Annotated in this window: 18 protein-coding genes; 5 read left to right on the top strand and 13 right to left on the bottom strand. The window is 74.9% G+C overall.

The window, feature by feature from the left end; genetic code table 11:
• Positions 1–2: 2 nt before the first annotated feature.
• The 6 genes from ligA to GMA12_RS11110 form a co-directional block, all read right to left on the bottom strand.
• Positions 3–2,375: an NAD-dependent DNA ligase LigA gene (gene ligA / locus GMA12_RS11085; protein ID WP_370831272.1), complete on the bottom strand. Its 2,373-nt coding sequence runs from the start codon at positions 2,373–2,375 to the stop codon at positions 3–5.
• Positions 2,376–2,480: 105 nt separating this feature from the next.
• Entirely contained in the window at positions 2,481–3,698 is a 1,218-nt protein-coding gene (locus GMA12_RS11090) for a low temperature requirement protein A (RefSeq protein WP_156269563.1), read from the bottom strand.
• Positions 3,699–3,860: 162 nt separating this feature from the next.
• Positions 3,861–4,358 carry an ATP-binding transcription factor AbmR gene (gene abmR / locus GMA12_RS11095; RefSeq protein ID WP_156269564.1) on the bottom strand — a complete coding sequence of 166 codons (498 nt, stop codon included), beginning with the start codon at positions 4,356–4,358 and terminating at the stop codon, positions 3,861–3,863.
• A 72-nt stretch (positions 4,359–4,430) separates the two neighbouring features.
• Complete coding sequence (locus tag GMA12_RS11100) at positions 4,431–5,396, bottom strand: MaoC/PaaZ C-terminal domain-containing protein (RefSeq protein ID WP_156269618.1); 966 nt, start codon at positions 5,394–5,396, stop codon at positions 4,431–4,433.
• A gap of 2 nt (positions 5,397–5,398) precedes the next feature.
• Complete coding sequence (locus GMA12_RS11105) at positions 5,399–6,781, bottom strand: 3-oxoacyl-ACP reductase (protein ID WP_156269565.1); 1,383 nt, start codon at positions 6,779–6,781, stop codon at positions 5,399–5,401.
• A 40-nt stretch (positions 6,782–6,821) separates the two neighbouring features.
• On the bottom strand, positions 6,822–8,195 hold the full coding sequence (locus GMA12_RS11110; RefSeq protein ID WP_162459744.1) for an acetyl-CoA C-acetyltransferase: 1,374 nt from the start codon (positions 8,193–8,195) through the stop codon (positions 6,822–6,824).
• A 69-nt stretch (positions 8,196–8,264) separates the two neighbouring features.
• Here GMA12_RS11110 and GMA12_RS11115 point away from each other — a divergent pair, with 69 nt between their 5' ends.
• Entirely contained in the window at positions 8,265–9,059 is a 795-nt protein-coding gene (locus tag GMA12_RS11115; RefSeq protein WP_370831278.1) for a TetR/AcrR family transcriptional regulator, read from the top strand.
• Between the two features lie 88 nt (positions 9,060–9,147).
• Entirely contained in the window at positions 9,148–11,484 is a 2,337-nt protein-coding gene (locus GMA12_RS11120; RefSeq protein ID WP_240898777.1) for an acyl-CoA dehydrogenase family protein, read from the top strand.
• Between the two features lie 106 nt (positions 11,485–11,590).
• Here GMA12_RS11120 and GMA12_RS11125 read toward each other — a convergent pair whose 3' ends face one another.
• From GMA12_RS11125 to GMA12_RS11155, 7 genes are all read right to left on the bottom strand, one after another.
• The gene (locus tag GMA12_RS11125) at positions 11,591–12,106 is read right to left on the bottom strand and encodes an SRPBCC family protein (protein WP_156269567.1); all 516 of its coding nucleotides are present in this window, start codon (positions 12,104–12,106) and stop codon (positions 11,591–11,593) included.
• Between the two features lie 13 nt (positions 12,107–12,119).
• Positions 12,120–12,482 carry an ArsR/SmtB family transcription factor gene (locus GMA12_RS11130; RefSeq protein WP_156269568.1) on the bottom strand — a complete coding sequence of 121 codons (363 nt, stop codon included), beginning with the start codon at positions 12,480–12,482 and terminating at the stop codon, positions 12,120–12,122.
• Positions 12,483–12,577: 95 nt separating this feature from the next.
• A complete protein-coding gene (locus GMA12_RS11135) occupies positions 12,578–13,546 on the bottom strand; it encodes a hypothetical protein (protein WP_156269569.1) in 969 nt (322 codons plus the stop codon).
• 153 nt (positions 13,547–13,699) lie between these two features.
• On the bottom strand, positions 13,700–14,590 hold the full coding sequence (locus GMA12_RS11140; protein ID WP_156269570.1) for a PP2C family protein-serine/threonine phosphatase: 891 nt from the start codon (positions 14,588–14,590) through the stop codon (positions 13,700–13,702).
• A complete protein-coding gene (locus tag GMA12_RS11145; protein ID WP_162459745.1) occupies positions 14,587–15,744 on the bottom strand; it encodes an adenylate/guanylate cyclase domain-containing protein in 1,158 nt (385 codons plus the stop codon). Before GMA12_RS11145 ends, GMA12_RS11140 begins: the two co-directional genes overlap by 4 nt.
• A gap of 3 nt (positions 15,745–15,747) precedes the next feature.
• The gene (locus GMA12_RS11150) at positions 15,748–16,398 is read right to left on the bottom strand and encodes a hypothetical protein (protein WP_156269571.1); all 651 of its coding nucleotides are present in this window, start codon (positions 16,396–16,398) and stop codon (positions 15,748–15,750) included.
• A gap of 2 nt (positions 16,399–16,400) precedes the next feature.
• Positions 16,401–17,279 carry a biotin--[acetyl-CoA-carboxylase] ligase gene (locus GMA12_RS11155; protein ID WP_156269572.1) on the bottom strand — a complete coding sequence of 293 codons (879 nt, stop codon included), beginning with the start codon at positions 17,277–17,279 and terminating at the stop codon, positions 16,401–16,403.
• Between the two features lie 174 nt (positions 17,280–17,453).
• Between GMA12_RS11155 and GMA12_RS19555 the strand changes: the two genes are divergently transcribed.
• From GMA12_RS19555 to GMA12_RS11170, 3 genes are all read left to right on the top strand, one after another.
• Positions 17,454–17,756 (top strand): YciI family protein, encoded by a 303-nt coding sequence (locus GMA12_RS19555; protein ID WP_162459746.1) that lies wholly within the window; start codon positions 17,454–17,456, stop codon positions 17,754–17,756.
• 145 nt (positions 17,757–17,901) lie between these two features.
• Positions 17,902–19,485, top strand: coding sequence for an acyl-CoA carboxylase subunit beta (locus tag GMA12_RS11165; protein WP_162459747.1), 1,584 nt, complete (start codon positions 17,902–17,904; stop codon positions 19,483–19,485).
• Positions 19,482–19,712 carry an acyl-CoA carboxylase subunit epsilon gene (locus GMA12_RS11170; protein ID WP_162459748.1) on the top strand — a complete coding sequence of 77 codons (231 nt, stop codon included), beginning with the start codon at positions 19,482–19,484 and terminating at the stop codon, positions 19,710–19,712. Before GMA12_RS11165 ends, GMA12_RS11170 begins: the two co-directional genes overlap by 4 nt.
• Positions 19,713–19,818: the final 106 nt, after the last annotated feature.

Raw genomic sequence — 19,818 nt, forward strand, 5'->3', positions numbered from 1 at the left:
GCTCAGGCCCCGTCCTCGTCGGCGGCGGCGTCCGCCGCGCTGTCGTGCGCCGTTCTCTCCTGCGCCGTTCTCTCCTGCGCCGTGCCCGGGTCGGCCGCGACCTCGCCGGCGTTCCCGTGAACGTTTCCGTCCGCGTTCCCGTCCGTGTCCTCGGCCGCGCCGCCGGGGGCCACGGCGTCGGGGCCGCCGGCGAGGAGGCGCTCGAAGCCCTCCTCGTCCAGCACCGGCACGCCCAGCTGCTCGGCCTTGTCCAGCTTGGTGCCCGCGTTCTCCCCGGCCACCACGAAGTGGGTCTTCTTCGACACCGACCCGGAGGCCTTGCCGCCGCGCACCAGGACCGCTTCCTTCGCCGAGTCCCGGCTGAAGCGCTCGAGGGTGCCGGTGATGACCACCGTGGTGCCCTCGAGGGTGCGGGGCACCGACTCGTCGACCTCGTCGACCATGCGCACGCCGGCGGCCGCCCACCGCTCCACGATCTCGCACCGCCACGGCTCGGCGAACCACTCCTTGACGGACGCGGCGATGACGGGTCCCACCCCGTCGGTGTGGGCGAGGGTCTCCTCGTCGGCGTCGCGGATGGCCTGCATCGAGCCGAACGCGGTGGCCAGGGAACGGGCCGCGGTGGGGCCCACGTGCCGGACGGACAGCGCCACGAGCACCCGCCACAGCGGCTGGGACTTCGCCTTCTCGAGCTCCTCGAAGAGCTTGCGGGTGGTGGCGGTGGGTTCGGACGGCTTCTTGGCGGTGCCCTTCGACCAGAAGTACGGCACGAACTCCGTCTCCCCCGTGGGGGTGCCGCGGGACTTCTTCTCCCGCCGGATCCGGACGTCGCGCAGGTCCTCGGGCGTGAGGTCGAACAGGTGGGCCTCGCTGGTCAGCGGCGGGGTCTCCGGCTCGTCGGGCCGGGTCAGCGCCAGGGCGGACTCGTAGCCGAGGGCCTCGATGTCGAAGGCGCCGCGCCCGGCGGCGTGGAAGACCCGCTCGCGCAGCTGGGCCGGGCAGCTGCGGGCGTTGGGGCAGCGGATGTCGACGTCGCCCTCCTTGGCCGGGCGCAGCTCCGTGCCGCAGGACGGGCAGTGGCTGGGCATCACGAACTCGCGCTCGGTGCCGTCGCGCAGGGCGACCACGGGGCCCACGATCTCGGGGATCACGTCGCCGGCCTTGCGCAGCACCACGGTGTCGCCGATGAGCACGCCCTTGGCCTTCACCACGTCCCGGTTGTGCAGGGTGGCCATCTCCACCGTGGACCCGGCGACCCGCACCGGCTCCATGAGCCCGAAGGGGGTGACCCGGCCGGTGCGGCCCACGTTGACCAGGATGTCCTTGAGCTTCGTGTGCACCTCCTCGGGCGGGTACTTGTAGGCCACGGACCAGCGCGGCACCCGTGAGGTGTGCCCGAGCCGGAACTGGGTGCGGCGGTCGTCGACCTTGACCACGATGCCGTCGATCTCGTGGATGAGGTCGTGGCGGCGGCGGCCGTACTCCTCGATGAAGCCCAGGACGTCCTCCGTGGACGGCAGCACCTTGTAGTAGGGGCTCACCGGCAGTCCCCACCGCTCGAGCAGCCCGTAGACCTCGGACTGGGTCTCGGCGCGCAGGCCGGTGGCGGCGCCCACGCCGTGCACGTACATGGACAGCCGGCGCCGGGCGGTGACCTCGGGGTCCTTCTGCCGCAGCGAGCCCGCCGCGGCGTTGCGCGGGTTGGCGAAGGGGGCGCGGCCCTCGGCCACGATCGCCTCGTTGAGGGCGCGGAAGTCGCGGGAGGAGATGAAGACCTCGCCGCGGATCTCGACCTCCTCGGGGACGTCGTCCCCGGCGAGGGTGGTGGGGATCGTGGCGATGGTGCGCACGTTGTGCGTGACGTCCTCCCCGGTCGTGCCGTCGCCGCGGGTCGCGGCCCGCACGAGCTCGCCGTCGCGGTAGAGCAGGTTCACGGCCAGCCCGTCGATCTTCAGCTCGGTCAGCCACGCGGGCTCCGGGGCGTCCGGCAGCGCCTCGATCGCGGCGGCGGCCTTGGCCATCCAGGCCGTGAGCTCGTCGACGGAGAAGACGTCCTCCAGGGAGTACATCCGGGCGAGGTGGGTCACCGGCGTGAACGCCGTGGAGACCTCGCCGCCGACCTCCTGGGTGGGCGAGTCGTTGGCCACCAGCTCGGGGTTCAGCGCCTCGACCTCCTCGAGCCGCCGGTAGAGCTCGTCGTACTCGGCGTCCGAGATCGTGGGGGCGTCCTCCACGTAGTACGCGGTGCGCGCGGCGCGCACCCGGTCCACGAGCTCCGCGTACTCCTCCTTGAGGTCCTCGCTCGGCGGGGCCGGGTTGAGGTCCTGGCCGGTGGCGTCGACGGGGCGGGCGTCTGTCCTCTGCTGTGGGCTCACCCGACCATTGTGGCCCACCACCCGGACACGGGCGGTGGCGCCACGGCGGGCCGCGGAGCCGACCGCGGGGCCAGCGGCCGCGGCCGCCTGCTGCCGCGGGGCGGGTCAGGGCGCGGCGGGCGGGTGGTGGCGCACCTGGGCGCGGGGCCGGCGGAAGCGCACCACCTCGTAGCCGACGAGGGCCGCGAGGACGCCGGCCAGGACGGCGAGGGCCGCCAGGGCCGGCAGCTGCCAGGCGACGGGGATCAGGAGCAGCAGGACGGCGGCCGTGGCGGTGCGGTGGGGGTTCCAGCTCCCCACGTTGCGGCGGCGGAAGCCGACATGGCCCAGGAGATGGACCGCGACGCCGCCGTAGAGCGCGATCAGGGGGACGCCGGTCAGGGCGTCGGAGAGGGCGTGCTGCTCGGTGTCGGCGACGTACTCCAGGACCTTCTTCAGCCCCAGGGCGAGGAAGATGACGGAGATCACGATCGGGAAGTGCAGGTAGGTGTAGGAGTCCCGGGCCAGCCGGCTGCGCGCCTGGCCCTGCGCGGAGGTGAGGACCCCCTCGGCGACGTGGGCGACGACGTCGAAGTACAGCCACCACAGGCTGGTCGCCACCACGATCCCGAGGATCGAGGCGGCGATCACGGCGGCGGACACCGGTTGCTCGGCGACGCCGACGCCGATGGCGACGAGGGACTCGCCCAGCGCGACGATGACGATCAGCCCGTGGCGCTCGGCGAAGTGCACGGGGCTGTGCACCCGCCACCCGGTCGTGCCGACCAGCCAGATGCCGGTGTAGTCCACCAGCAGCGCCAGCGCCCACAGCACGGTCTGGTACGGCGGGCCGAGTGCGCCGCCGGCCACGAGCAGCGCGACGGCCGCCGTGACCGGGACCGCGGTGAGCAGCAGCTGACGGCGCAGCCCGGCGTCCTCCCCCGCGGCGATGAGGTAGCAGCCGAGGTGGAGCAGGCGCACGGCGGCGTAGCAGGCGGCGAACACGAACGGCGCGAACAGGCCGCCGGGCAGATCGGCGAAGGCCTCCGGGATGGTGAGCGCCACGACGAACATGGCCGCCATCGCGACGATGAGCGTCAGCCGCACGACGCCCTCGTCGGCGTGGGCCTGGTTGCCCAGCCACGCGTAGGAGCACCAGGCCCACCACAGCAGCGCGAGCACGACCAGTCCGCGCAGGGCCCCGACGGGGGTGGGGTCGTCGGCCATCAGCTGGGTCACCTGGGTGAAGGCGAAGACGAACACCAGGTCGAAGAACAGCTCCAGGGTGGTGACCCGGTGGGTGGAGTCGGTGGGCTGCACGCGGGTCAGGGCCGTCCGCCGCATGGCGACCGGCTCAACCCGCGGAGGGCGGGGCGGCGCGCCACCCCCGTCGCACCACCGGGCGGGCGGCGGGCCCCGGCCGGCCGGTGCCGGCGGTCTGCGCACCCCCGGACCGGCGGTCCTCGTCGATGTGGTGCCGGAGGCTCTCCGCCACCACACCCGGGCTCATGTGACCGGTCCCGCCGCCCGCGCCGCCTCGACCGCCACCAGCGCCTCGCGCAGCTGGTCGATCCACTCCCGCTGGTGCTGACCGACCAGGCGCACGGACCAGGCCAGGGCCTCGGAGCGCGATCGCGCCACCCCGGCCTCGACCAGGGTGTCCAGCACCATGCGCTCGGGCTGCCGCAGCCGGGTCATCACCGGCACGGACAGGCTCGTGAACACCTCCCGGGTCTGACCGCAGGAGGCGCCCCAGGCCACCTTCCGCCCGAAGCGCTGCTCCGCCTCGTCCGCGATCCGCATCCGCCGGCTCCGGGTCTCCTCCCGGAAGCGCTTGATCCGTCCCGCCTCCGCCGCCCGCCGCCCCGGCTCCTCCGGTCCCGCGGTCGGTTCCGGAAGGACTCCGACGACCAGGATCTCGTCCCGATCCACGCTCACCTGCGGCGGGCCCTCGAACCACTCGTCCGGCAGTCTCCCGGCCAGCCACCCCGTGATGTCATCCATACATCAATTACACGCTTACACCTTTGTCTCCGTCAAGGAGTGCGTGCGGGGACGACGACGGCGGGCGCGGCCTCAGCCGTCCAGCCGGCGCACCGTTCCGGTGAAGTGCGGCCGCCCTCGCCGCGGGTCCCAGCCCGCGTAGTCCGACCGGCTCCACCCGGCGCCCCGCCCGTCGTCCGAGATCGCGACCGCCACCGTGCCCGGGAGCAGGACCGGGGCGGCGAACTCGACCGTCCAGCGGAAGCCCGTCCCGGCCGGCGCCCCGACCTCGGCCAGGGCGCGGGAGGCGCAGTACATCCCGTGCGCGATCGCCCCCTTCATCCCCAGCGCCCGCGCGGAGGGTCCGGAGAGGTGGATGGGGTTCCAGTCCCCGCTCACGGCCGCGTAGTCCCGTCCCGTCCGGGCCGGCAGCCGCCACCGTCCGGTCGGCGCCGGGGGCACGAACTCCCGGCGCGGCCCGTCCTCGACCGGTCCCGGCACGCGCGCCCCCTTGGCGAGATAGGTGGAGCGGCCCGTCCAGACGAGCTCGCCGTCCTCCCGGGCCAGCCGGACGAGGAGGTCGACCTGCGCCCCGGCCCGGTGCGGGCGCAGCCGCTCGGCGTGCGCCGTGACCGTGAGGTCCTCCCCCACCGTGACGGCACCGCGGTGCTCCACCTCGTTGGCCAGGTGCACCATGCCCAGCACCGGCAGCGGGAAGTCGCCGCGGGTGAGCACGCTCATCGCCACGGGAAACGCCAGGGTGTGCAGGTAGCCGGAGAAGGCCTCCGTCCCGCGCGGGCCCTCCCGCAGGGGCGCCCCGACCGTGCGGCAGAACGCCTCGTGCGCGGGGGCGTCGACGGCCGCTCCCTCGACGACGTGCTCCACCGCGGGCAGCACCGGCTCGGCCCCGGTCCCGCGCCCGGGCCGTCGGCCCGGGAGCCGGCGGGTCAGGGTCCGGCCGGCGGCCCCGGCGGCCGCACCGGCGGCGGCGCGCGCGTAGAGCCCGCCGAGGGAGGGGACGTCGGTGAGGACCACCTGCTCGCGCGCCGCGCCGTCCATGCTCACGCCCCCACCAGGTTCTGCCCGCACACCCGCAGCGTCTGGCCGTTGACCCCGCCGGCGGCGTCCGAGGCGAGGAAGAGCACGGCCTGGGCGACGTCCTCCGGCAGCCCGCCCTGCTGCAGGGAGTTCAGCCGCCGGGCGACCTGCCGGCGGGCGGCGGGGATCCGGGCGGTCATCTCGGTCTCGATGAACCCGGGGGCCACCGCGTTGACGGTGCCGCCGCGGGCGGCGAGCAGCGGTGCCGTGGCCGCGACCATGCCGATCACCCCGGCCTTGGAGGCGGCGTAGTTGGTCTGCCCCCGGTTGCCGGCCACTCCGCTGGTGGAGGCCAGGCAGACGATCCGCGGGGACTGCCCGAGCCCCTCGCCCGCCAGGAGCTGCTCGTTCATCCGCAGCTGGGACTCGAGGTTGACGGCGAGCACCGAGGACCAGCGGGCGGTGTCCATGTTGGCCAGCAGCTTGTCCCGGGTGATCCCGGCGTTGTGCACCACCACGTCCAGCCGCCCGAAGCGCTCCCGGGCCAGCCCGAGGATCCGCTCCCCGGCGCGCGGGTCCGTGACGTCGAGCTGGAGGGCCACGGCGCGCAGCTCGTTGGCCAGGGCGGCCAGGGGCTCGCCCGCGGCCGGGACGTCGACGACGACGACGCGGGCCCCGGCCTCGGTGAGCGTGCGGGCGATCTGGGCGCCGATGCCGCGCGCCGCGCCGGTGACGGCGGCGACCTTGCCCCGCAGCGGGGCCTCCCAGTCGTCCGGGAGCCCCCCGGCGTCGTCGCCGACCGTCACGAACTGTCCGGAGACGAAGGCGCTGCGCCCCGAGAGCAGGAACCGCAGGGCCCCCAGCACGCTCGGGGCCTCCGGGGCCACGCCCTCGGCGAGCAGCACGCCGTTGGCGGTCGCCCCGCCGCGCAGCTCCTGGGCCACGGAGCGCAGCAGGCCCACCACCGCCTGCCGCGCCGCGGCCACCGCCGGGGCGATCGGCCCGGCGGCCGCCGGGGTGGCCGAGGCCGCGCCCGTGCCGATCCCCGGCGCGGGCCGGGACACCGTGACCACGCGCCCCCCGGGGGCGAGGGAGCGCAGCACCGCGCCGAGGCCGAGGGCCGGCTCGGCCAGCTCCCCCGGCTCGGTGAGCTCGGTGAGGGCGAGCACGACCGCCCCGAACCGGTGGACGTCCTCGGGGTGGCGGCGCACGTCGAGGTCCCAGCCGAGCAGGGACGCCGCGATCCGGTCGGCCTCCTCCCCGCGGCCCAGCACGAGGACGGGGCCCGGGAGCAGCGGGGCGCCCGGCCGGTGCCGGCGCAGCCGGACCGGGGCCGGCAGGCCGAGCTGCCGGGCGAGCTTCCCGCCGGGGGCGGAGCTGACGAGGTCGAGATAGGTGTCTGCCATGGGGTGGGTCCTTGCTGTGCTGGTCGGTGGGGGGACGGGGTCAGCGGGCTTCGAGCACCGCGGTGACGCCCAGGCCGCCGGCGGCGCACACCGAGATGAGCCCGCGCGCCGGGCGCCCGGTCTCGTCGGCGCGCTCGCGCAGCAGCTTGGCGAGGGTGCCCACGATGCGCCCGCCGGTGGCGGCGAAGGGGTGCCCGGCGGCCAGCGACGAGCCCGTGACGTTGAGCCGGTCGCGGTCCACGGTGCCGAAGGCACCGGTCAGGCCGAGGCGCTCGCGGCCGAACTGCTCGTCCTCCCACGCCGCGAGGGTGGAGAGCACGGTCGCGGCGAAGGCCTCGTGGATCTCCACGAAGTCGAAGTCCTCCAGGGCCAGGCCCTGCCGGGCCAGCAGCCGGGGCACGGCGTAGGCGCCGGCCATGAGCAGCCCCTCGTCCCCGTGCACGAAGTCGACCGCGGCGGCCTCGACGTCCACGATGTCGGCGAGCACGGGCAGGGAGCGCTCGGCCGCCCACTCCGCGGAGGCGAGCAGCACGGTGGAGGCGCCGTCGGTGAGCGGGGTGGAGTTGCCGGCCGTCATCGTCGCCGCGGCGTCGAGGGACTTCCCGAAGACGGGCTTGAGCCCGGCGAGCTTCTCGACCGTGCTGTCCGGGCGCAGGTTGTTGTCCCGGGACAGCCCGCGGAAGGGGGTGACGAGGTCGTCGAAGAACCCGCGGTCGTAGGCGGCGGCGAGGTGGCGGTGGCTCGCGGCGGCGAGCTCGTCCTGGGCCTCGCGGGAGATGCCCCAGCGGGCGGTGGTGAGCGCCTGGTGCTCGCCCATGGACAGTCCCGTGCGCGGCTCCCCCGTGCCGGGGGCCACCGGCTTGAGGTCGGCCGGGCGCAGACCCGCCAGGGCCTTGAGCTTCTGCTGGGTGGTCTTCGCCCGGTTGAGCTGGAGCAGGGTCCGCCGCAGCCGCTCGCTGACCACGATCGGGGCGTCCGAGGCGGAGTCCACGCCCCCGGCGACCGCGGAGTCGATCTGGCCCAGCCGGATCTTGTTGGCCAGGGTGGAGACGGCCTCCATGCCGGTGGCGCAGGCCTGCTGCACGTCGAAGGCCGGGGTGCGCGGGTCCAGGACCGAGCCGAGCACGGACTCGCGCGTGAGGTTGAAGTCCTTGGGGTGCTTGAGCACGGCGCCGGCGGCCACCTCGCCGATCCGCTCCCCGGCCAGGCCGTAGCGGGCGGCCAGGCCGTCGAGGGCGGCGGTGAGCATGTCCTGGTTGCCGGCGCTCGCGTAGGCGCCGTGGGCGCGGGCGAAGGGGATGCGGTTGGCCCCGACGACGACGGCGCGCCGGGCCACGCCGGTGCGCCCGGCGCCGCTGGGGGTGGTGTGCTCGGCGGTGGGGTCGGCGGTCTGCTCGGGGGTGGACTCGGTCACAGGGAACTCCTCGGTGGTGGTGTGATGCTGATCACGTCACGGACGATATTACCTGATACCCTGGGTATCGTGAAACACGTCGACACACCCGAACCCGCCCCGGAGGGGACCGCGCCGGAGCCGGCCCCGGCCGTGGACGGCCGCTCCTCCCGCTGGGCCCGGCACCGCGCCCAGCGGCGGATCGAGCTGATCCGCACGGCCCGCAGCGCCGTGGACGAGCTCGGCGCGCAGGCCTCGATGGAGGAGATCGCGTCCGCGTGCCAGACCTCCAAGTCCGTGTACTACCGGTACTTCGGGGACAAGGCCGGGCTGCAGCGGGCCGTCGGCGAGTACACGGTGACCCGGATGCGGGACCGGCTCGAGGAGGCGGCCCGCGCGGCCGGCAGCTTCGAGGACACGGTCGAGGCGATGGTCGCGGAGTACCTGCTCAGCATCGAGCGCTCCGCCCCCGTCTACCGCTTCGTCGTCGCCCTGCCCCCCGACACCGGCCGCTCCCGCCACGAGCGCCACCGCGCCGAGCGCGGCCGCGGCGACCGGGCCCGCGGCGAGCGCTCCGGCGCGGAGGAGGCCCCGGCCGAGGCCGCCGGGGAGCGCTACGTCATCCAGGAGTTCGTGGAGTCCGTCACCGCCCTGCTGGCGCAGGCGCACGTGCGCCACACCCCGGCCGACCGGCGCCTGGCGGAACCGGTGCTCGGCTACTGGGCGGCGTCCACGATCGGCATGGTCCGCGGCGCAGGGGAGGCCTGGATGAGCACCCCCGCCGGGGCGGAGCGCCCCTCCCGCGAGCGGATGACCGAGCTCATCGTGGGCTGGGCCGTCAACGGCCTGCGCCCGCCCGGGGCGCCCGTGCCGCCCGCCACCTGACCACCGTCCCGGGCCGGGCGGACCCCGGCCGGCCCCACCACCCCGTCACCGCACCGGCCACCGCCGGTCACCCACGACAGGAGCGAGCATGACCACCACCGTCGACCGACCCGCCGACACCGACCGCACCGACTCCCCGGCGCCCGCCGTGGACGTCGCCGCCCTGGGCGAGGTCCTGCTCGGGCGCTGGGCCGGGATCCGGCGGCAGACCCGTCGGATGCTGCTGGACGAGCGGCTGCACCAGCAGGAGAACCTCACCTACCAGGAGCACCGCGAGCGCGTGCTGGGCCAGCTGCACCTGCTGGTCGAGCACGGCGCCATGAGCCGCGGGCTGCCGGAGGAGTACGGCGGGCACAACGATCCCGGCGGCAACGTCTCCGGCTTCGAGGAGCTGCTGCTCGGGGACCCGTCCATGCAGATCAAGGCCGGGGTGCAGTGGGGCCTGTTCGGCTCCGCCGTGCTGAACCTCGGCACCGAGGAGCACCACCGCCGGTGGCTCGCGGACATCCGCGACCTCCGGATCCCGGGGGTCTTCGCGATGACCGAGATCGGCCACGGCTCCGATGTGGCCTCGATCGGCACCACCGCGACCTACGACCCCGCCACCGAGGAGTTCGAGATCCACACGCCCTTCAAGGCCGCGTGGAAGGACTACCTGGGCAACGCCGCCGTGCACGGGCGCGCGGCCGTGGTGTTCGCGCAGCTGGTGACGCTGGGCGTCAACCACGGGGTGCACGCCTTCTACGTGGACATCCGCGACGAGGACGGCCGGTTCCTGCCGGGCGTCGGCGGCGAGGACGACGGCCACAAGGGCGGGCTCAACGGCATCGACAACGGCCGGCTGCACTTCACCCGGGTCCGGGTCCCGCGCGCCCACCTGCTCGACAAGTACGGCCACGTGGCCGCCGACGGCTCCTACAGCTCGCCGATCGCGAGCCCCGGGCGCCGGTTCTTCACGATGATCGGCACCCTGGTGCAGGGCCGGGTCTCCCTGGACGGGGCCGCGGTGCTGGCGAACAAGGCCGCGCTGACCATCGCGGTGCGCTACGGCAGCGAGCGGCGCCAGTTCAACGCCTCCTCCGATGTCCAGGAGGAGGTGCTGCTGGACTACCAGCAGCACCAGCGCCGGCTGCTGCCCCGCCTCGCCGAGACCTACGCCATGAACTTCGCCCACCAGGAGCTGCTGGACAAGTACGACGCCGTGTTCTCCGGGCGGGAGGACACCGACGAGAACCGCCAGGACCTCGAGACCCTCGCCGCGGCGCTCAAGGCGCTGTCCACGTGGAGCGCCCTCGAGACCGTGCAGGAGTGCCGCGAGGCCTGCGGCGGCGCGGGCTTCCTGACGAAGAACCGGCTGACCTCCCTGCGGCACGACCTCGACATCTACGCGACGTTCGAGGGCGACAACACGGTGCTGCTCCAGCTCGTGGCCAAGCGGCTGCTCTCCGACTGGGCGGACGAGTTCAAGCAGGTGGACGTGGGGGTGATGGCCCGCTACGTGGCGGGCCGGGCCACCGAGGCCACCTACCACCGCTCGGGCCTGCGCAAGCTGGGGCAGGCGTTCCGCGACACCGGGGACGTGCGCCGCTCGGTCAACGCCCTGCGCGAGGAGTCGGCCCAGCACGCGCTGTTGACCGACCGGGTGGAGACGATGGTCGCCGAGATCGCGGAGAACCTGCGGCCCAGTGCCAAGCTGCCCCGCGCGGAGGCCGCGGCGCTGTTCAACGAGAACCAGCACCGGATCATCGCCACGGCCCGGGCGCACGCGGAGCTGCTGCAGTGGGAGGCCTTCACCCGGGGGCTGGCCCAGGTGGAGGACCCGGGCACCCGCACGGTGCTGACCTGGCTGCGCGACGTGTTCGGGCTGCGGCTGATCGAGAAGAACCTCGCCTGGTACCTCTCCTACGGCCGGCTGTCCATGCGGCGCGGGCGCAGCCTCGACGAGTACATCGACCGCCTGCTGGCCCGGCTGCGCCCCCACGCCCTCGACCTCGTGGCGGCGTTCGAGCTCGCCCCGGAGCACCTGCGGGCCGAGATCGCCACGGGGATCGAGGCGCGGCGCCAGGAGGAGGCCGCCGAGCACTACCGCCGGCTGCGCGCCTCGGGCGACGCCCCCGTCAAGGAGCGGGCCCCCCGCCGGGAGACCGCCACCTCAGGGGCCGGCGCCGCCGGCGAGAAGACGGCCGAGGAGGCCAAGGACGAGCGCCGGAAGGAGCGCCGGGCCGAGAAGCAGGCGGAGCGGCGGACCGAGCGCAAGCACGAGCGCCGGCTCGAGCTGAAGCCGCGGAAGGTCGCGGCGAAGCGGGCCGCCGGCGCCGGGCCCGCCGGGGAGCCGGCGACCCCGGCCCCGGAGGACCGGTCGTCGGCCGACGCAGCGGCGCCCGGGGGTCCTGCGCCCGTCGCCGAGGTGCCGCAGCAGGCCTGAGCCGGGCGCCCGCGCCTCCACGGCCACCGCCACGACCACGGCGCGACGACGCCGTCCCGGGAGTCCCGGGGCGGCGTCGTCGCGCCGTCCTGCCGCGGGCGGGAGCTCAGCGGCGCGGCGCGTCGCTCCCGCTCCGCGCCCCGACGAGGAGGCCGTCGATCTGGCCCATGGCCTGGCGCATGCCCTCCTCCATGCCCATGGCGAGCATCTGCTCGAGCTGCTCGGCGCTCTCGAAGGTGGAGCGTGTGGTCATGCGGGTGCGCCCGCCGACGTCCTCGAGCGTGACGACCGCGTGGGTGGTGCCCATGGCCGGGTCGGGCTCGCCGTGCTCGTCGGCGAAGCCGTCGTCGAACTCGAGCCGCCGCGGGGTGTCCACGGCGGTGACCGTCCACCAGCCGGCGGCCTTCTCCCCGTCGGGGCCGGTCATGTAGTACCGGCAGCGCCCGCCCTCCTGCATGTCGTGCTCGACGAAGGTGGCGGGCCACTCGGGCGGCCCCCACCAGCGCTCGAGCCGGCGCGGGTCCTCCCACACCTGCCAGACCTGCTCGACACTCGCGTCGAACTCGGCCACGAAGGTGAGGGCCAGCGCCTCCACGTCCTTCTGCACGTCGATGACCGGCATGTCCTGTTCCTTCCTACTCGGCCCCCCGGTCCCCGGGAGGCACCCCCTCGGCGAGGAGGTCGTCGATGCGGCGGGCGCGCCCGCGCCAGAGCTCCTCGTAGGACTCCAGCAGCTGGGCCGCCCGGCGGAGGGTGTCCGGCGCGGCGTGCACCACCTGCTCGCGGCCGCGCCGCTGCTTGGTGACCAGCGAGGCCCTCTCGAGCACCGCCACGTGCTTCTGCACCGCGGCGAAGCTCATCGCGTAGTGCCCCGCCAGCGCGGAGACCGACTGCTCCTGCCGCAGCACCCGCGTCACGATGTCCCGCCGGGTGGCGTCCGCCAGGGCCTGGAAGAGGCGGTCGACCTCGTCGTCCGTCAGCTCATGTTCTACAACCATTTGGTTGTAGGTTAGGCCGGGTCTCCCCGGCGGGCAAGCAGTCCTGCGTCACGGTTCGGCAACGCCGGCGCGGAGCAGCGGCCCGGATCGCCGGCTCAGTACGGTCCCGCCGGGCCGGTGAGGCGGCGGTGCAGGCCGTGGGCCACGAGCGTGTTGCCCAGGGCGTTGAGGTGCTTGCGGTCGCCGGCGACCACCGAGCACGGCGGCAGGCCCAGGGCCAGCCACCGCCGGTCCTCCGGCGACTCGCCGATCCGGTAGGGACGCAGCGCGGGCAGCGCCCACAGCTGCGGGTCGCACAGGTCCGCCATCGTGTCGTGGTAGGCGGGCCCGTACTCCGCCCGGTAGGCGGCGTTGACGGCGCGCACCTGCTCCCAGCCGGCCGTGCCGCGGCGGTCCCGCCAGGTGTGCCAGTGGCCCATCACCACCGACCGCGCCGGCTCCACCGCCCAGGCCGCCCGGGTGTCGGCGAGCACCCGTCCGGGGTCCTCGATGTTGTTCTTGCCCGTCCAGAACAGGTGCACCTGTCCGCGGTGGCGGCTCTCCAGGTCGGTGTGCCACCAGCTGCGCGGGCCGGGGCCGAGCTCGACGGCGGGCCCGGGCACGTGCCGGCGCAGGACCACCGCGCCCTCCCGGCCCGGCACCGCCCGGATCGAGCAGACCACCCCGTCAACGGTGCCGGGCAGCGGGGGCGCCCCGTCGGGTGCCCGCCCGTCCGCGGTGGGCACGACCACCTGCCCCTGGACCGGCAGCCGCCAGCCCTCGGCGCTGAGGTCGGGGCGGTAGGGGTGGTCGTAGCTGCGCATCGCCAGGGTCTGCCAGGACTCGTCCCCGCCCACGGCCCGGCAGGTCCCGGGCACGCCCAGGAGGCGCGAGAGGAGCACGTCGATCCGCACCGGTCCGTAGCCGGGCGGGTGCTCGCGGTGGAGCGCGCTGGCGGCCGAGGACGAGCCCCACAGCACGAAGCCGGAGCCCTGCGCCCCCGGCCGGACCAGCGCGCCCCCCAGCGCCCCGGAGACGGCCAGCAGCGCCCCGGAGCGGACGAGGGAACGGCGGGAGACGACCATGTTCCCCAATGTAAAGAGTGTTCCCGGGCGGGCGGACCGGTGTGACGGTTCGTGATCGCCCCCACTTCCGGGGATGCGCGGGAGAGCTGCCGGGCAGGTTCCGGCGTGGTTCCGGGGACACGGCGCCCCGCGGCGCTCAGCGGACGGCGGCGCTCAGACCCAGGCGGCGTACTCCTCCGGGGACACCGCGTCGGCGACGATGACGGTCACGTTGTCCCGCCCGCCGGTCCGCAGCGCGGCCTGCAGCAGGACGTCGGCGGCCTCCTTCGGGTGCGGCACCGAGCCCAGCACCCGGGCCATGTGGGCGGGGCTGAGCTCGTTGGTCAGCCCGTCCGAGCACAGCATCAGCCGCTCCCCCGGCTGGGCGGGCAGCACCCACACGTCCGGCTCCCACACCTGGCCGGTGCCCAGGGCGCGGGTGATCACGTTGCGCCGCGGATGCACCAGCGCCTGGGCGGAGGTCAGCTGGCCGATCGAGACCAGGTACTGCACCTCGGAGTGGTCCACGGTGAGCTGCGCCAGCCCCGGGGTGCCGTCGCCCTGGCCCGTCCCGTCCGGGGGCGGCAGGAGCCGGTAGGTGCGCGAGTCGCCCGTGTTGAAGACGATCCAGAACATCCGCCCGTCCAGCTGCGCCAGCCACACCCCGGTCACCGTGGTCCCGGCCCGGCCCTCGCACGCGCTCTGGATGTGCTGGTCCGCCTGCCACAGCACCGAGCGGACCCGCCGCACGGCCTCGATCGCGGCGTCGGGGATCTCCGGGTCCAGCCGCAGCTCCCGCTCCACGGTGGCGCGGAACCGGGCGATGTCCAGGGCCGGGTCCGGCTCCGAGACCGTGAACTCCCGGAAGTCCTCCAGCCGGAACAGCGGGGACGCCCCGAGCGTGCGCACGCACAGGGCGCTCGCGACCTCCCCGGCCTCGTGCCCGCCCATCCCGTCCGCCACGGCGCACATCGTGGCGGTGACCACCAGGGCGTCCTCGTTGGACTCCCGGCGCAGACCGCGGTCGGTGGCCGCCCCGGCCCGGATGACGAGGGGTGCGCTCATTCGAAGTCGACCTCCAGCCCGGGGCCGGCGCCCTGGGCGAGCGCGACGGGCTGGACGTCGCCGAAGCCCCGGACGTTGCGCGTGGGCTGCGGGAGGAGGATGAACCGGTCGTCGCCGGAGAGCACGGCGGCGGTCGAGGCGTCCACGAGCACGGAGCCCGGCTCGGTGAGCGCCACGAGCCGGGAGGCCAGATTCACCGTGGGTCCGTAGATGTCCCCCAGCCGCGGCAGCACCCGGCCCCAGACGAAGGCCACCCGCGCCTGCGGGAGCTCGGGGTCGTCGCGGATGGCGCGCGAGAGGGCCAGGGAGATCTGCGCCCCGCCCTGCGGGGTCTCGGCCAGGAACATGACCTCGTCCCCGATGGTCTTGATCAGCCGACCCCCGCCCACGGCGATCACCTCGGCGCAGCGCTGCTCGAAGCGCTGCACGAGGTTGGCCAGGGTCCGCTCGTTCATCTGCCGGGACAGGGAGGTGTAGGAGACGAGGTCGGCGAAGCCGACCCCGCGCGCGAGCGGGAGGATGGAGGAGGGCCCGTCCTCGTCGACCGCGCCGGTGGCGGTGGAGCCGTCCGGGCGCTCCACGCGCATCGCCAGCCGCTGCACGGCGGCGTTCATCTGGCGCCGCCACGAGTAGACGAGCAGGTTCTCGATCGCGTCGATGAGGTCCGGGAGCAGGTGCAGCAGCTGCCGGCGGGCGGCGGCGTCGGTCATGCCGCCGTGCACCACCATGTCCTCGACCAGGGCCTCGACCTGCCACACGACCATGCGGTCGGTCATCTGCCCGATCGAGCGCACCAGGGACAGGGCCGCCTCCTCGGTGACCTTCTCCTCGAGCACCATGGTGGAGAGCACCCGCAGCGCCTCGGAGTCCTGCTCGGTGAACCACACGTCGTCGTCGGTGAGGTTCGGGAAGCCCAGGGCCCGCCACACCTTCCGCGAGGACAGCAGGGACAGCCCACCCCGGCGCGCGGCCTCGCGGCGGCGCAGGACGCGCTCGGAGCCCAGGAGGGTGCGCTCCAGGGCCTGGACGGCCGCCTTGGACTCGTCCGAGCGGTAGAGGTTGGCCTGCACCGGGTTGTGCAGGTTGAGGTTCAGCTGCTCCGTCTGGGGGCCGAGCGCCGGCTCGCCCCGGTCCTCCGGGTCCTCATTGGCCACGCGTCACTCCTGTTCCTGGGGGACGGTCCGCCGGCCCCACGGCCGGCGCGAAAGGACGGACGGGTCCGGGCGTGGTGCCACGACCCCGTCCTGCCCCACTCTAGTGGGACGCCGGTCCCCCGCACCCCCGCCGGATCCGCCCGCGCGCTGCTCGTCCGCGGCCTGCCGGATCAGCTCGGCCAGCCGGTCGGCCTCCGGGGCGTGCTCCAGGCGTAGCCCGCCCAGGAAGCCGAAGTCGGCCACGACGCGCCCGTCGCGCCGGCCCAGCGACGGGCCCCGGGGCCGCTCCACCACGGCCCGGCGCAGCTGCTCCAGCGGCAGGGCCACGTCCCGGCGGGGCCCGCCCGGGCGCACGAGCACCAGGTGGCGGGTGGTGAGCACGTAGCGGGTGCGCCACCAGCGCAGCAGCGGGCGCAGGCACCAGCGCAGCAGGCACGCGGCCGCAGCCACCAGCAGGAGGACGTCCAGTGCGGCGTGCACCGTGGTCCAGGGCTCCGCCACGGGGCGCCAGCGCAGCTCGAGCGCCCGCTGCGCCAGCGAGAGCGCGAAGACGACGAGCAGCAGCACGAGGAAGGGGCGCAGCAGGCGGGCGCCGTGGGCCCGGGTGGCGACGAGCACCCGCTCGCCGGGCTGCAGGGCGGGCCGGGCGGGCACCGTCAGGCCTTCCCGGGGGCGGCCGGGCGCAGGTGCACGACGTCGCCGGCGGTCACCTCGTGCTCCGCGCCGGCGCCGTCGCGCAGCAGCAGCCCGCCGTGGGCGCCGAGGCCCACGGCGGTGCCCGTGACGGGCTCGGCGCCCCCGGGCAGCTCGGCGCGCACCGAGCGCCCGAGGGTCTCCATCCGGTCCTCGACGAGGCGGCGCAGCGGCCCGCCGGGCCCCGTGGCGGCGGCCGGGTCCGCGCAGAACTGCCGGTAGCGGGGCACGAAGGCGGCCAGCACGGCCTCGAGGACGGCCGCGCGCGCCACGTCCCGGCCGGTGGCCCGGCGCACGGACGTGGCCGTGGCCACGGGCAGCTCATCTTGGGCGACGTTGATCCCGGTGCCCAGGACCACGGCCGGGGCCCGGTGCGGGTCCAGGACGAGGCCCGCCAGCAGGCCCGCGACCTTGCGCCCGTCGACGAGCACGTCGTTGGGCCACTTGATCCGCGCCCCGGCACCCGCCACGTCCGCCAGGGCCTCGACCACGGCCGCGGCCATCAGCAGGGTCAGCCACGGGAAGTACTGGGTCGGCAGCGGCCGTCCGCCCGCGCCGGCCGGGCGCAGCAGGACGCTGAAGGTCAGGGCGGTGCCGGGCTCGGTGGTCCACACCCGGTCCAGCCGGCCGCGCCCGGCGCTCTGGTGGCCGGTCAGCAGGAGGGACAGGTCCGTCCACGGCCGGGCGGGGGCCGGTCCGCGCGCCTGCCGGGTCACGGCCGCCCTCAGCTGCTCGTTGGTGGAGCCGACCTCGTCGAGGACGTCGATCCGCCCGGCGCCCAGGGCCTCCAGGGCGGCGAGCACGGCGGGGTCGCGCAGGTCGGCGGCAAGGGGGTCGGGCACGGCGCTCCTCGGGTCGGCGGTCTCCGGCGACGCGGGCGGGCCGGTGCTGTCCGCCCGGGCGCGCTCCGCGTAGTGTCGGGTTCCGTCCACACTAATAGCCGCGTTGCCCGGGAGCCGCCTGGGCGCTTCCCCGCCCGGTGGCGGAGGACCGCGGCACGTTCCTCAGGAGTCACCGTGAGCGCAGCCGAGAACCCCACGACGTTCGCCGTCACCTACGTCTACGGCGGCCCGGCCGACGTCCTGGCCGCCCGCCGGCCCGAGCACCGGGAGTACCTCGGCGGGCTCGTGGCGCAGGGCCGGCTCCTGGCGTCCGGGCCGTACGACGACGACGGCCCCGCCGGGGCGCTGCTGGTGTTCGCCGCCGAGGACGCCGCCGCGGTCGAGCGGCTCACCGACGAGGACCCGCTGGTGCGCCACGGGGTGGTCACCGAGCGGACCGTCCGGCCCTGGAACGTGGTCCTCGGCCGCGTGGGCTGAGGGCCCGGCGCCCCCGCCCGGATTTTGTAGGACTCCTACAACGGGGGGCGCCCCGGCCGCGGACTAGAGTGAGCAGGTCCCCTGGCCGCCCCGACCGGGCCGCTCGGCCCGCCGGCTCGGCCGCGTACCAGACCACGAGGTGCTTGTGATCCACGACCTGACGACCACCGCCGGCAAGATCGCCGACTTCCACGACCGCCGGGCCCGCTCCGAGGCCCCCGCGGGGCAGGCGGCGATCGACAAGCAGCACGCCCGGGGGAAGAACACCGCCCGCGAGCGCGTCGAGCTGCTCCTGGACGAGGGCTCCTTCGTGGAGTTCGACGCGCTGGCCACCCACCGCTCGACCGCCTTCGGCATGGACGCCAAGAAGCTGCCCGGGGACGGCGTGGTCAGCGGCTACGGCACGGTGGACGGGCGCCTGGTGGCCGTCTACTCCCAGGACTTCGCGGTCTTCGGCGGGTCCCTGTCCCAGGTCAACGGCGAGAAGATCGTCAAGGTGCAGAAGTTCGCCCTCCGCAACGGCTGCCCGGTGATCGGCATCAACGACGGCGGCGGGGCGCGGATCCAGGAGGGCGTGGCCTCCCTGGCCATGTTCGCCGACATCTTCAACATGAACGTGCGCTCCTCGGGGGTGGTCCCGCAGATCTCCCTGATCATGGGCCCGTGCGCCGGCGGCGCCGCCTACTCCCCGGCCCTGACCGACTACATCGTGATGGTCGACAAGACCTCGCACATGTTCATCACCGGCCCCGACGTCATCAAGACCGTCACGGGCGAGGAGGTGGACATGGAGACCCTCGGCGGGGCGCGCCAGCACAACACGACCACGGGCACGGCCACGTACCTCGCCGAGGACGAGCAGGACGCCTTCGACTTCGTGCACGAGCTGCTCGAGTTCCTCCCGGCCAACAACCTGCAGGAGGCTCCCCTGCTGGACCACGACCAGGAGGAGGAGGTCACCGACCTCGACGCCGCGCTGGACACCCTGGTCCCGGACTCCGCCAACCAGCCCTACGACATGCGCACGGTGATCGAGGCCGTCGTGGACGACGGGCACTTCCTGGAGATGCAGGCGCTCTACGCCCCCAACGTGATGATCGGCTACGCCCGGGTCGAGGGGCACACCGTGGGGATCGTGGCCAACCAGCCCATGCAGTTCGCGGGCACCCTGGACATCGCCGCCTCCGAGAAGGCCGCCCGCTTCGTCCGGCACTGCGACGCGTTCAACGTCCCGATCCTCACCCTGGTGGACGTGCCCGGCTTCCTGCCCGGCACCGACCAGGAGTTCAACGGGATCATCCGCCGCGGCGCGAAGCTGCTCTACGCCTACGCCGAGGCGACCGTCCCGCTGGTCACGCTGATCACCCGCAAGGCCTACGGCGGGGCGTACATCGTGATGGGCTCCAAGAAGCTCGGGGCGGACGTCAACCTGGCCTGGCCCACCGCGCAGATCGGCGTGATGGGCGCCCAGGGCGCCGTGGAGATCCTCTACCGCCGCGACCTCAAGGCCGCCGCGAACGGCGGCGAGGACGTCGAGGCGCTGCGCGCCGAGCTGGTGCAGAAGTACGAGGAGAGCCTGCTCAACCCCTACCAGGCGGCCGAGCTCGGCTACGTGGACGCGGTGATCTCCCCGTCCGAGACCCGGGTCCAGGTGCTCAAGGCCCTGCGGGCGCTGCGCGACAAGCGCGCGACGATGCCCGCCAAGAAGCACGGGAACATCCCGCTGTGAGCGCCCCCGAGCCCGTGCAGGGCACCCCGGCGCTGCGCTTCGTGGTCGGCAACCCGACCCCGGAGGAGGTCGCCGCCGTCACGGCGGTGCTGCTCGCCCGCGAGACCGGGAGCGGGTCCTCCGCCGCGGGCTCCCCGGGGCGCCGGGACCAGTTCCGCCGGATGCGGCTGGGGCTGCGCCTGCGCCCGGGCCGCGGCGCGTGGCGACGGAGCAAGCCGGAGGAGTGAACCCGGGGCAGTGAACCCGGAGCGGCGACACCGGAGGAGCGGGCCCCGGGAGTGGTCCCGGGGCTGGCCCGCGGAGCGCGGCCCCGGCGGTGACCCCCGGCCGTGG

The organism is Kocuria sediminis (assembly GCF_009735315.1).
Lineage (GTDB): Bacteria > Actinomycetota > Actinomycetes > Actinomycetales > Micrococcaceae > Kocuria > Kocuria turfanensis.